Genomic DNA, 14862 nt, shown 5'->3' with positions numbered 1-14862 from the left:
TTCATAGGTTCCGATTTTTCACCTGCGATTCTGATGAGTGTTCCCGTGATAATGCTTTGATCATCGCCATTAGCTAAACCGGTTACGGTATACGTCAACGCAGGATCTACCGAACCATATACTTTGGATTTGGCCTCGGCAACAATGTTTAGCGTTGCCTTAGTGATATCAAAATCCGCTGCGGTGTAGGTGATGTCGTAGTTAGCCGTAGTTGCCAACGTACCCTGTTGAATCTCATAAGTTCCTACTGCTTCGCCTGCAACTCGGGTTAACACACCGTTGATGATAGACTGGTCATCTCCGTTTTCAAGTCCGGTTACGGTATAGGTCAAGGCAGGATCTGCTGAACCGTATACTTTGGATTTTGCTTCGGCAACAATGTTTAGCGTTGCTTTGGTGATATTAAAATCCGCTGCGGTGTAGGTGATGTCGTAGTTAGCGGAGGTCCCCAATGTACCTTGTTCGATGGCATAGGTACCGATGTTTTCCCCTGCTGTTCTTGACAATGCTCCTGTGATGATGCTCTGGTCGTCTCCGTTTTCAAGTCCGGTTACGGTATAGGTCAATACCGGATCGGCTGAACCGTATACTTTGGATTTGGCTTCGGCAACAATGTTTAGGGTCGCTTTGGTAATGTCGAAATCCGCTGCGGTGTAAGTAATATCGTAGTTTGCTGTAGTTGACAATGTACCTTGTTCAATGCTGTACGTTCCTACCGCTTCACCTGCAACTCGGATTAAAGCACCTGTGATGATGTTTTGGTCGTCTCCGTTTTCAAATCCGGTTACGGTATAGGTCAAGGCAGGATCTACCGAACCGTATCCTTTGGATTTCGCTTCGGCTACAATGTTTAGGGTCGCTTTGGTAATGTCGAAATCCGCTGCGGTATAGGTAATATCGTAGTTAGCGGAGGTCCCCAATGTACCTTGTTCGATGGCATAGGTACCGATGTTTTCACCTGCTGTTCTGATGAGTGTTCCAGTGATAATGCTTTGATCATCGCCATTAGCTAAACCGGTTACGGTGTAGGTCAATACCGGATCTACCGAACCGTATACTTTGGTTTTTGCCTCGGCAACAATGTTTAGGGTCGCTTTGGTGATATTAAAATCCGCTGCGGTGTAGGTGATGTCGTAGTTAGCCGTTGTTGTCAACGTACCCTGTTGAATTTCATAGGTTCCGATGTTTTCACCTGCGATTCTGATGAGTGCTCCAGTGATGATGCTTTGATCATCGCCATTAGCTAAACCGGTTACGGTGTAGGTCAGTGCCGGATCTACCGAACCGTATACTTTGGATTTTGCTTCGGCTACAATGTTCAGGGTGGCTTTAGTGATATCAAAATCTGCTGCGGTGTAGGTGATGTCATAGTTAGCCGTAGTTGACAAGGTACCTTTTTCAATGCTGTACGTTCCTACCGCTTCACCTGCAACTCTGGTTAAAGCACCTGTGATAATGCTTTGGTCATCGCCATTAGCTAAACCGGTTACGGTATAGGTCAATACCGGATCGGCTGAACCGTATACTTTGGTTTTTGTCTCGGCAACAATGTTCAGGGTTGCTTTAGTGATATTAAAATCCGCTGCGGTGTAGGTAATGTCGTAGTTAGCCGTTGTTGACAAGGTTCCTTGTTCAATGCTGTACGTTCCTACTGCTTCACCTGCAACTCGGGTTAACGCTCCTGTGATGATGCTCTGATCATCGCCATTAGCTAAACCGGTTACGGTATAGGTTAGTGCCGGATCTACAGAACCGTATACTTTGAATTTTGCTTCGGCAACAATGTTTAGCGTTGCTTTGGTGATATCAAAATCCGCTGCAGTGTAGGTGATGTCGTAGTTAGCCGTAGTTGACAAGGTACCTTGTTGAATTTCATAGGTTCCTATGTTTTCACCTGCAACTCGGGTTAACGCACCGGTGATGATAGACTGGTCGTCTCCGTTTTCAAGTCCGGTAACGGTATAGGTCAAAGTAGGATCTACAGAACCGTATACTTTGGATTTGTCATCGGCTCTAATAATTAAGGTTGCTTTAGTGATATCAAAATCCGCCGTGGTGTAGGTGATGTCATAGTTTGCAGTTGTGGCTAACGTACCTTGTTGAATCTCATAGGTACCGATGTTTTCACCTGCAACTCGGGTTAACGCTCCTGTGATGATGCTTTGATCATCGCCATTAGCTAAACCAGTTACGGTATACGTCAAGGCAGGATCAGCTGAACCGTATACTTTGGATTTTGCTTCGGCAACAATGTTCAGGGTCGCTTTAGTGATATTAAAATCTGCTGCAGTGTAGGTGATATCGTAGTTGGCGGTTGTGGCTAACGTACCTTGTTGAATCTCATAAGTTCCTATGTTTTCCCCTGCTGTTCTTGTCAGATTACCTGTGATGATGCTTTGATCATCGCCATTTTCAAATCCGGTTACGGTATAGGTCAAGGCAGGATCAGCTGAACCGTATACTTTGGATTTTGCCTCGGCAACAATGTTTAGCGTTGCTTTAGTGATATTAAAATCCGCTGCGGTGTAGGTGATGTCGTAGTTTGCCGTTGTTGCCAACGTACCCTGTTGAATCTCATAAGTTCCTACAGCTTCGCCTGCAACTCGGGTTAACGCTCCTGTGATGATAGACTGATCGTCTCCGTTTTCAAGTCCGGTTACGGTATAGGTCAATACCGGATCGGCTGAACCGTATACTTTGGATTTTGCCTCGGCAACAATGTTCAGGGTTGCTTTAGTGATATTAAAATCCGCTGCGGTGTAGGTAATGTCATAGTTAGCCGTAGTTGACAAGGTACCTTGTTCAATGCTGTACGTTCCTACCGCTTCGCCTGCAACTCGGGTTAACGCTCCTGTGATGATAGACTGGTCGTCTCCGTTTTCAAGTCCGGTTACGGTATACGTCAAGATAGGGTCAGCTGAACCGTATACTTTGGATTTTGCCTCGGCAACAATGTTCAGGGTTGCTTTGGTGATGGTAAGATCTTCTCCTGTATAAGTGATGGTATAGTTTTCAGCGTTTAATGTACCTTGAGATATAGCATAGATACCTACCGCTTCGCCAGCAACTCTGCTCAGTGTGCCTGTCAGTGCCGTCTGGTCATCATTGTTTACTAAACCGGTAGCGGTATAGGTCAGTGCCGGGTCTGCCGTGCCGTATTCTTTGGATAGCGCATTGGCTGTTATGGTTAAAGGCGCTTTGTTGATGGTCAATCTAAAAACAACATCCGGTGCCGGATTGTAGGTTTCATTCCCGGGCTGTTGTGCCGTGATATCGACTTGTCCTGCTTTTTTGATTTTGAGTTTCCATTTGTTGCCGTCTGCTGTGTCCTGAAAAGCTTCTGCTATGCTGTTGTCCGCAGATGTATAGCTGACTTCCAGACCTGAACTTGCCGTTGCCGTAGGTACAAAAGCAGCATCGCCATAGATTTTGGTTATATCTGTAGCCGTAATGGTTTGGTCGAGTCCGCAGCTTTGTCCACTCGGGCTATCTCCTGTAATGGTCCAGCCTTTGGTGTTGATTAAAAAATCTCTTGCCGTTTCAGCATTAGTTCCGTATTGTTTATATGAAGCTCCAAAATTGCGTCCGGAAGGGATGTTGGGATTGTTTGCCCAGCCATTCAGCGTAAGCGAGTAGTTCTGGCAGTCCATTCCTGAAAGGTTCAACATATTGGTCATATCTGCATTTGGATTGAGTTGCCAGTTACCAATATTCTGATTAAAGGCAGTAGCATTTACAAACATGTATCCCATACGGAGTACTGAAGAAATGTCCCATTGGCTTAAATCCTGATTGAAGGAGCTTGCATAATTAAACATACCATGCATATCGGTTACTGCAGTAATATTCCAGCTACCTATGGGTTTATTGAATGCAGTTGCCGAATCAAACATACCGCTCATATTGGTTACTGCTGAAGTATTCCAGTTGCCAATATCCTGATTAAAATTTTTGGCACCGGCAAACATAATATACATATTGGTTACCGCAGCAGTATTCCAGTTGCCAATAGGCTGGTTAAATGCTTCGGCATTGGCAAACATCTCGCTCATGTCGGTTACGGCAGCGGTATTCCAGGTGCTGATGTTTTGGTTGAAGGCCTTGGCTCCTCCAAACATGTTGCTCATATTGGTTACATTTGCTGTGTTCCAGCTGCTGATATCTTTATTGAAGACTGGTGAAAAGCCAAACATTCCTTGCATGTTTGTTACATTTTGCGTGTTCCAGTTGCCAATGGGCTGGTTAAAAGCCTCCGCAGTATTGAGCATATAACTCATATCGGTTACGCTTGAGGTGTTCCACCCGTTAATGTTCTGATTGAAGGCCTTGGCTCCTGCGAGCATGAAGCTCATATTGGTTACGTTTGCTGTGTTCCAGCTGCTAATATCCTGGTTAAAAACAAAGGCACCTCCAAACATGTTGCTCATATTGGTTACATTTGCTGTATTCCAGGCACCTATATTGGCAGGGCCATTGAGTGAACGACATCCCTGAAACATACGGGACATATCGCCAACGTTGCTCAAATCGGGTACATCAGTGGCGGTTATGTTCAGGTTATGGCAATTCATGAAGGCATTTTCCATGGTACTCCATTGTGCCGTGCCCCATTGCGTAACGTCAATCAATTTTAATCGCTCTGGGTTCGGCTGCTGGTCTATGATTTTAATAGCTTTGAGATGCGTAGGTTTTAGGTTCAGGGTAATAATTTCGTTTGCAGGCAGTCCGGAAATATTAACTTCGTAAGTACCTGCTGCAATTGTTCCGCTACCGCTGCTACCTCCCGAGGCCATCCAGAAATAATCTACTGATTGTCCCGGAGAAATGGTTGGATAAAACCTGATCGTATTGCCTGAACCATACTTGCTCATATCCCACACCGTTACAAAGTCTCCTGTTGCAGCAGTAATGGTAAAACTGGCTCCTGTGTAGGCAATAGTATAGTTTTCAGCGTCTAATGTTCCCTGTGTGATAGCATAGGTGCCTACCGCTTCGCCAGCAGCTCTGCTCAGTGTGCCTGTAAGGGCTGTCTGATCATCATTGTTGACAAAAACTGTAGCCGTATAGGTCAGTGCCGGGTCTGCCGTGCCGTATACTTTGGATAGGGCATTGGCGGTTACTGCCAGAGCGGCTTTGTTGATGATCAGTTTAAAGACAACATCCGGTGCCGGATTGTAGGTTTCATTCCCGGGCTGTTGTGCCGTGATATTGACTTGTCCTGCTTTTTTGATTTTGAGTTTCCATTTGTTGCCGTCGGCACTGTCTTGAAAGGCTTCTGCTATGCTGTTGTCTGTAGACACGTAGCTGACTTCCAGACCTGAACTTGCGGTAGCCGTAGGTACAAAAGCAACATCGCCATAGGTTTTGGTTATATCAGCTGCTGTAATGGTTTGATCAAGTCCACAACTTTGTCCGCTTGGGCTATCTCCTGTAATGGTCCAGCCTTTGGTGTTGGTCAGTAGGGTTCTTGCCGGCACAGCATTGGTGCCGTATTGTCTGCCAACTGATCCCAGATTACGCCCCGAAGGTGTGTTCGCATTGTTGGCCCAGCCTTGTAATGTAAACGAATAGTTCTGGCAATCCATACCTGAATTGTCGAGCATTTTGGCCATGTTTACAACAGGATTGAGCTTCCAATTACCAATGTTTTGATTAAAGGCTTTAGCATGAGAAAACATATATGCCATATTTGTTACCTTTACCATATCCCAACTATTGATATCCTGGTTAAAAGCTTTGGTATTGGAAAACATAAATGCCATGTCAGTTACATTAGCGGTATTCCAACTGTCAACAGGCTGATTAAAGGCCGTTGCTTCATAAAACATACCATTCATATTGGTTACCTGAGAGGTATTCCAATTACCAATGTTCTGATTAAATGAAACGGCACCATTAAACATACCACTCATTTTGGTTACCTGAGAGGTATTCCAATTACCAATGTTCTGATTAAATGCAACGGCACCATTAAACATCAAAGACATATCGGTTACCTTTTGCGTATTCCAGCTGCTGATATCCTGATTGAAGACCCTGGCATCTCTGAACATATTATTCATAGTGACTACCTTTTGTGTATCCCAATTGTTTATGTTTTGGTTAAAAGCTTTGGCATTTGAAAACAAACTATTCATATTGGTTACCTGAGAGGTATTCCAGTTACCAATGTTCTGATTAAAAACTAATGCATTATGAAACATAAAACTCATATTGGCTACTTTAACAGTATTCCAATTGCCGATAGGCTGATTAAAAGACGATGCACCATAGAACATATAACTCATGTCCGTTACATTCTGCGTATTCCAACTGCCAATGTCCTGATTAAAAGCCGAAGCTCCAAAAAACATATAACCCATGTCTGTTACCTTTTCGGTATTCCAGTTGCCAACAGGCTGATTAAAGGCCGGTGCTTCATAAAACATACCTCTCATGCGCGTTACATTTGTGGTATTCCAGCTGTTAATATTGGCTGGTCCGTTAAGGATTGTACATTGACTAAACATAGAGAACATGTCTGTCACCCAACTCAGGTCAGGCACATCTGTAGCGGTAATGTTCAGGTTGCTACATCCGAGAAACATACTATCCATTGTAGTCCATTGTGCCGTACCCCATTGGAGAACGTCGGTCAATAGAAATGGCACAGAGATAGACTGCGCGTCTCTGATTTTAATTGCTTTGAGATGCTTAGGTTTTAGGTTCAGGGTAATAATTTCGTTTGCAGGCAGGCCTGAAATATTAACTTCGTAAGTACCTGCTGCAATCGTTCCGTTACCTGTACTGCCACCAGAGGCCATCCAGAAATAATCTACTGACTGACCCGGAGAAATGGTTGGATAAAACATGATCGTATTGCCGGAATTTGGCTTGCTCATGTCCCATACCGTGACAAAATCTCCTGTCGCCGCCGTAATGCTAAAGCTGGCTGCTGTATAGGCAATAGTGTAGTTTTCACCACCTAATGTACCTTGAGATATAGCATAGGTGCCTACTGCTTCGCCTGCTGCTCTGCTCAATGCTCCTGTCAGTGCCGTCTGGTCATCGTTGTTGACCAAACCGGTAGTGGTATAGGTAAGGGCAGGATCTGTGGTGCCGTATTCTTTGGAGAGGGTATTGGCGGTTACTGTCAATGCGGCTTTGTTTATGGTCAGTTTAAAAATGACATCTGCTGCCGGATTATAGGTTGCGTTACCGGGCTGTTTTACCGTAATATTGACTTGTCCAGCCTTTTTAATTTTGATTTTCCATTTGTTGCCGTCTGTGTTGTCCTGGAAAGCTTCGGCTATACTGTTGTCTGCTGATACATAGCTTACTTCGAGACCTGAACTTGCGGTAGCCGTAGATACAAATGGAACATCACCATAAGTTTTGACCATGTCGGTCGCTGTAATGGTTTGATCGAACCCGCAGCTTTGCCCACTTGGGCTGTCTCCTGTAATGGTCCAGCCTTTGGTACCCGTTAATACTGTTCTTGCCGGCACGGCATTGGTACCGTATTGTCTGCCAACTGATCCCAAATTACGCCCTGATGGTGTATTTGGATTATTTGCCCATCCGTTAAGGGTAAACGAATAGTTCTGGCAATCCATGCTTGAGTAAGACAACATATTGGTCATGTTTACAGCAGGATTAAGCTGCCAGCCACCTATGTTTTGGTTGAATAATGACGCACCGTAAAACATAAATGCCATATTGGTTACGTTTGCTGTATTCCAGTTGCCAATGTCTTTATTAAATGCCTGATTTGCTCGAAACATATATGACATGTTGGTTACGTTTGCTGTATTCCAGTTGCCAATATCTTTATTAAATACACTATTATCTGCAAACATATAGGCCATACTGGTTACTTTAGATGTATTCCAGCTGCTGATGTCCTGATTAAATGCCTGGGCATTCCAAAACATTCCTCCCATAAAGGTTACGTTTGAAGTATCCCAGTTACCTATGTTCTGATTGAAAGCTCCTGTGGAATAAAACATTCCCCACATGTTGGTTACATTTGCGGTATTCCAACTGCTGATATCGCCATTAAAAGCCCCGGTATATTGAAACATACCTTCCATGTTGGTTACCTTTGACGTATTCCAGTTGCCAATATTCTGATTGAAAACCAGAGCAGATGAAAACATTTTTGACATATTGGTCACGTTTGCTGTGTTCCAGTTGCTGATGTCCTGATTAAATACAGAAGCATTCTCAAACATGGCTTCCATATCGGTCACATTAGACGTATCCCAGTTGCCAATATTCTGATTAAAGGCACGTGCTTCTCTGAACATATACGCCATGGTGGTTACATTTTGTGTGTCCCAGTTGCTGATGTCCTGATTGAAACGGGTTGCCCTGCCAAAGAGCTGAATCATATTGGTGACATTTGATGTATTCCAGCTTCCTATGTTGGCCGGACCGTTGAGTGAGGAACAGTCCGCAAACATGTTTCTCATATCGGTTACCCTACTCAGGTCCGGTATGTCTGTAGCCGTAATATTGAGGTTAGGACACACTAAGAAGGCACTTTGCATGTCTGCTACTGCTTTATCAAATACTTTGTCTGCTTTTCTCTCAAGACGATTGATGTTTTTACAGCTTTCCGATATCTTAGCAAGATTTTTAAAATCTTTGATCTGTGTAATTGCAAAAGCGATTTCGGTTGTTGCTTCCAGATTTGCTTCCGTCAGTTTTCTCAATGGCTTTGTTACTTTATCAATCTGATATAAACGCATACGGCTTGCCGCATCACTCATATTATCTGCTACTTCATCAATAGCCGTAATAAGTGCGTGAATATCTTCTCTGTCAAAAGGAGTTATAAAGCTTTTTCCTAATTCAACACGTGTTTTTTGTGCAATTGTTTCGATTTCTGATTTTAGTATTTCTACTTCTTTCAGTAAATTTTCTCTATCTTTACTTGGCAAATTTAATGCTTCGTGAAGCGTTTCTGCCAGTGTTTTTAGTTTACCTGCAGCTGTGTCAAACAATGGATGAAAAACTTTATCCTTTGGAACTAAAAATTGAAAAATTGAATTTAAAGACATTCTATTTAAAGTTATAATTTCTGTGCAAATATATTATCGCAATGTTAACTTAACATTAAGAAGCGCTGAAATTGCAAAAAATATATTTCAGATCTTTCTCATCTATATAATACACTAATATTTCATTAAAAATAAATTCTAATTCGTATTTTAGCAAAAAACGAAAAATAACGTATTTAATCATATTCAAGATGGATATTAACTTCAATAAGAATGAAGACTACAATAAGCTTTTACTGTCTGATCTGAAACAAAGATTGGCCAAAGTAAAATTAGGGGGAGGAGAAAAAAGAATAGCAAAACTGCATGGAGAAGGAAAGATGACGGCACGTGAACGCATTGATTATCTTCTCGATAAAAATGCTAAAACCATTGAAATCGGAGCCTTTGTCGGAGATGAGATGTATGAAGAGCACGGAGGATGTCCTTCCGGTGGAGTTGTCGTAAAAATAGGGTATATCAAAGGAAAACAATGTATTGTTGTAGCAAATGATGCCACTGTAAAAGCGGGTGCCTGGTTTCCAATAACTGCCAAGAAAAATCTGCGCGCACAGGAAATTGCGATGGAAAACAGACTGCCTATCATTTATCTGGTTGACAGTGCCGGAGTTTACCTGCCTTTACAGGATGAAATATTTCCGGACAAGGAGCATTTCGGAAGAATTTTCAGAAACAATGCCATCATGAGCAGCTCAGGTATTACCCAGATTGCAGCAGTTATGGGGAGTTGTGTTGCTGGAGGTGCTTATCTGCCAATTATGAGCGATGAAGCCCTGATTGTAGATAAAACAGGGAGTATTTTCTTAGCAGGAAGCTATCTTGTAAAAGCCGCTATTGGTGAAAGCATTGACAATGAAACGTTAGGTGGTGCTACCACTCATTGCGAGATTTCCGGTGTTACAGATTACAAAGCGAAAGATGATAAAGATGCTTTGGATACCATCAAAAATATCGTAGATAAAATAGGTGATTATGATAAAGCAGGATAAAACAGAATCGATGCCGTAAAACCTGCGGAAAATCCTGAAGATATTTATGGTATTCTGCCAAAATCAAGAGCAGAACAATATGATATGAAAGAAATTATCAAACGTTTGGTTGATAATTCAGAATTTGATGAATACAAAGAAGGATACGGCCAGTCTATCATCACTGCTTACGCAAGAATTGACGGTTGGGCAGTGGGTATTGTAGCGAACCAGCGTAAAGTGGTAAAGACAAAAAAAAGTGAAATGCAATTTGGAGGAGTTATTTATTCCGATTCTGCTGATAAAGCAACCCGTTTTATTGCCAACTGTAATCAAAAGAAAATTCCTTTGGTTTTCTTACAGGATGTAACCGGATTTATGGTTGGATCCAAATCTGAACACGGAGGCATTATCAAAGACGGTGCAAAGATGGTAAATGCCGTTTCTAATTCCGTAGTGCCTAAATTTACAGTTGTCATTGGAAACTCTTATGGAGCCGGTAACTATGCTATGTGTGGAAAAGCATACGATCCAAGACTTATTTTTGCATGGCCAAGTGCAGAGTTAGCCGTAATGGGTGGTGCACAGGCAGCAAAGGTATTGCTTCAGATAGAAGCTTCTTCCTTAAAAGCAAAAGGAGAAGAATTAACTCCTGAAAAAGAAGCAGAATTGTTTGATAAGATTAAAGCGAGATACGATAAACAGATCTCTCCCTATTACTCGGCAGCCCGATTATGGACTGATGCGATTATCGATCCGTTAGATACCCGCAAATGGATTTCTATGGGAATAGAGGCAGCGAACCACGCTCCTATCGAAAAACCATTTAACCTCGGTGTTATACAAGTTTAATTACTTTACTTCTATATAACAAAAAAAAGGAACTCAAATTAGAGTTCCTTTTTTTATATAAGACTAATCAAGAGAGTTAGTCAATTTTATAACGTTTACGATCGTTTTCGTTTAAGTAAATTTTTCTCAAACGAAGTGATTTTGGAGTTACCTCAACATATTCATCCTTTTGAATATATTCCAAAGCTTCTTCTAAAGAGAACTTGATCGCAGGAATAATTCTCGCTTTATCATCTGCTCCAGAAGAACGAACGTTGGTCAACTTTTTAGTTTTTGTTACGTTTACGGTCATATCATCACTACGGGAGTTTTTCACCGATTACCTGACCTTCATAGATATCCTCATTCGGATCTACGAAAAACTTACCACGGTCCTGAAGCTTATCAATAGAATAAGGAATAGCTTTTCCGTTTTCCATAGAGATTAACGATCCGTTGTTACGCCCTGCTATTTCTCCTTTGTAAGGCTGATATTCAAGGAAACGGTGTGACATGATCGCCTCACCAGCTGTTGCAGTTAATAATTGGTTACGCAAACCGATAATACCTCTTGAAGGAATGTTGAATACAATGATCATACGTTCTCCTCTTGGTTCCATTGACAACATTTCACCTTTACGCAAAGTAACAAACTCTACTGCTCTACCTGATAAACTTTCAGGAATGTCAATAGTTAGTTCCTCTACAGGCTCACATTTAACACCGTCAATTTCTTTTATGATTACCTGCGGCTGACCGATTTGTAATTCATATCCTTCACGACGCATGGTTTCGATCAATACAGATAAGTGTAATACACCTCTACCGAAAACCATAAACTTATCAGCTGAATCTGTTTCGTTTACACGCAATGCAAGGTTTTTCTCTAATTCTTTTGTCAAACGGTCTTTGATGTGACGAGACGTTACAAACTTACCTTCTTTTCCGAAAAACGGAGAATCATTGATGGTAAACAACATACTCATTGTAGGCTCATCAATTGTAATGGTTGGTAATGCTTCCGGATTTTCTGCATCTGCTACTACGTCACCGATTTCAAAACCTTCAATACCTACGATGGCACAGATATCACCAGCTTTTACAAATTCTACTTTTTTACGGCCTAAACCTTCAAATGTATAAAGCTCTTTTATTCTTGATTTAACAATACCGCCTTCTCTTTTAATCAAAGAGATATTCATTCCTTCTTTTAAAACACCTCTCTGTAAACGTCCGATTGCAATACGTCCTGTAAAACTTGAGTAGTCTAAAGAAGTAATCAGCATTTGTGGTGTACCTTCTTTTTCTTCTGCTGGTTTGATATGGTCTATCACCATTTCTAACAAGGGCTCCATCGAATCGGTTTGCTTTCTCCAGTCAGTAGACATCCAGTTATTTTTAGCTGAACCGTAAACTGCAGGGAAATCTAACTGCCACTCCTCAGCACCTAATTCAAACATAAGGTCAAAAACCTTTTCATGAACTTCTTCCGGTGTACAGTTTTCTTTGTCTACTTTATTGATAACCACACAAGGTTTTAATCCTAACTGAATTGCTTTTTGTAAAACGAAACGCGTCTGAGGCATTGGTCCTTCAAAAGCATCCACAATCAAAAGTACCCCGTCTGCCATGTTTAATACACGTTCTACTTCTCCACCGAAATCCGCGTGACCAGGAGTATCTATAATATTAATTTTCGTACCCTTATATTGTACGGAAACGTTTTTAGATACAATGGTAATTCCTCTCTCTCGTTCAATATCATTATTATCAAGAATCAAATCACCAGTATTTTCATTCTCTCTAAATAATTGACAGTGATACATAATCTTATCTACCATCGTAGTCTTACCATGGTCAACGTGTGCAATAATTGCAATATTTCTAATTTGTGTCATAAAATAGGATACTGTTTGTATTCAACAGAAAAAGCCCTCGTTTACTTGAGAGCTTAAAATATCTATACAATCACCTTGGCTTTATTATAAAGCAGCAACGTGTTTTGTTAATTTTGATTTTAAGTTAGAAGCTTTATTAGCATGAATGATGTTTTTCTTAGCTAATTTATCAATCATTGAAGTCACAACAACTAATTTCTCTCCTGCCTCTGATTTATCTTCAACCAAACGTAAAGCTTTAATCGCATTACGAGTTGTTTTGTGTTGGTATTTGTTCAATACTCTTCTCTTTTCGTTGCTTCTGATTCTTTTAAAGCTGACTTATGATTTGCCATTTTCTTTTATTTATATATAATATTTTTAATCTTTCTCTTTCGTAGTCCGTAGGGGAATCGAACCCCTGTTACCAGGATGAAAACCTGGCGTCCTAACCCCTAGACGAACGGACCTTCAATTTTTAAAAAGATTGATAACTTTTTTTGTAGTCCGTAGGGGAATCGAACCCCTGTTACCAGGATGAAAACCTGGCGTCCTAACCCCTAGACGAACGGACCTTCAATTTTTTAAAAAGATTGATAACTTTTTTCGTAGTCCGTAGGGGAATCGAACCCCTGTTACCAGGATGAAAACCTGGCGTCCTAACCCCTAGACGAACGGACCTTCAATTTTTAAAAAGATTGATAACTTTTTTTGTAGTCCGTAGGGGAATCGAACCCCTGTTACCAGGATGAAAACCTGGCGTCCTAACCCCTAGACGAACGGACCAACTTTATTTATCTCATTTGCGGTTGCAAAATTACGAAACTTATTTGAACGTGCAAGATTTTTTTAATCTTTTTCCTAATAAAAAACTATGTCGTTTTATTTTGGAGTGTGCAAATATCTTAATATTTCTCAAATTTACAAATCAAAATTTCACTTTGACTCAAAAAAAAATAAAAAAAGTTTTTAGTACACTCGGTATCAAACTAGTAGGCTTTCGCAAATAATACCCTACCCGCAGACACAGCACCAGTGTACACACATTTTCCTTCTTCAGCAACACGATTTAATGGAATACATCGGATCGTTGCTTTTGTAAGTTCTTGATTTTTTCTTCCGTTTCCGGCGTCCCATCCCAATGCGCAGATATAAAACCTCCTTTTGTGTCTAAAACTTCCTTAAACTCATCAAAGAATTTACCTCTGTGATATGCTCATCTCGATACGTTTAAAGCACGGTTGAATAAATTTGCCTGAATATCCTCCAGAAGTCCTGAGATATAGTCCAAAGCAGCTTCTTTAGAAACAACCTCTTTCGTTAGGGTATCGCGACGTGCAATCTCATAAGTACCGTTCTCCATGTCTTTAGGCCCTACAGCAATCCGAACCGGCACTCCTTTCAATTCATACTCATTAAACTTCCAGCCCGGCTTTAAGTTGGTACGGTCATCAAACTTAACCGATATTCCTATTTTTTTAAGTTCTGCAACCAAAACATCTACCTGATCTGTAATTTGCTGCAACTGTTCATCTGTTTTATGAATAGGCACAATAACTACTTGTATCGGAGCCAGCTTAGGAGGCAGTACCAATCCGTTATCATCAGAATGCGTCATAATCAAAGCCCCCATAAGACGTGTTGAAACGCCCCATGAAGTTGCCCATACATATTCCTGCTTCCCTTCCTTATTCACAAATTTCACATCAAATGCTTTTGCAAAATTCTGACCCAGAAAATGAGAAGTTCCAGCCTGTAATGCTTTACCATCCTGCATCAGCGCTTCAATTGTATAGGTATCATCCGCACCTGCAAAACGCTCCGTCTCTGTCTTAAAACCTTTTACTACCGGAATAGCCATAAAGTTTTCCACAACATCAGCATACACATCCTGCATTTGTTTTGCTTCCGCAACTGCTTCCTGCTTGGTTTCATGAGCTGTATGCCCTTCTTGCCATAGAAACTCTGCTGTACGTAAAAACAAACGGGTTCTCATCTCCCAACGTACCACGTTTGCCCATTGGTTGATTAATATAGGTAAATCTCGATAGGACTGAATCCAATTTTTATAGGTATTCCAGATAATAGCTTCAGAAGTATATAGAGAGCGTACAATCTCTCTCAACAACTTGTTGAGAGAGA

Annotated in this window: 1 protein-coding gene, 4 tRNA genes and 4 pseudogenes; 1 reads left to right on the top strand and 8 read right to left on the bottom strand. The window is 41.3% G+C overall.

Annotated features, from left to right (window positions below; genetic code table 11):
• Positions 1-9044, bottom strand: a 9044-nt coding sequence (locus tag QW060_RS23435; RefSeq protein WP_290365273.1) for a DUF47 family protein, incomplete at its 3' end; no start/stop codon positions are given.
• A gap of 191 nt (positions 9045-9235) precedes the next feature.
• Here QW060_RS23435 and QW060_RS23430 point away from each other — a divergent pair.
• Positions 9236-10864: pseudogene (locus tag QW060_RS23430) on the top strand (acyl-CoA carboxylase subunit beta).
• A gap of 76 nt (positions 10865-10940) precedes the next feature.
• Here the strand turns inward: QW060_RS23430 and typA are convergent.
• The 7 genes and pseudogenes from typA to QW060_RS23395 all read right to left on the bottom strand — a co-directional run.
• Positions 10941-12741: pseudogene (gene typA / locus QW060_RS23425) on the bottom strand (translational GTPase TypA).
• A gap of 84 nt (positions 12742-12825) precedes the next feature.
• A pseudogene (rpsT, locus tag QW060_RS23420) lies at positions 12826-13076 on the bottom strand (30S ribosomal protein S20).
• Positions 13077-13118: 42 nt separating this feature from the next.
• Positions 13119-13190 (bottom strand) — tRNA-Glu (locus QW060_RS23415).
• A 33-nt stretch (positions 13191-13223) separates the two neighbouring features.
• Positions 13224-13295, bottom strand: a tRNA-Glu gene (locus QW060_RS23410).
• 34 nt (positions 13296-13329) lie between these two features.
• A tRNA-Glu gene (locus tag QW060_RS23405) sits at positions 13330-13401 on the bottom strand.
• 33 nt (positions 13402-13434) lie between these two features.
• A tRNA-Glu gene (locus QW060_RS23400) sits at positions 13435-13506 on the bottom strand.
• A gap of 203 nt (positions 13507-13709) precedes the next feature.
• Positions 13710-14862: pseudogene (locus tag QW060_RS23395) on the bottom strand (His/Gly/Thr/Pro-type tRNA ligase C-terminal domain-containing protein); the annotation flags it as partial.

Source organism: Paenimyroides ceti, from assembly GCF_030409925.1.
The sequence above is the reverse complement of the archived record's forward strand: the minus strand, read 5'-3'. Positions and strand labels throughout refer to the sequence as shown.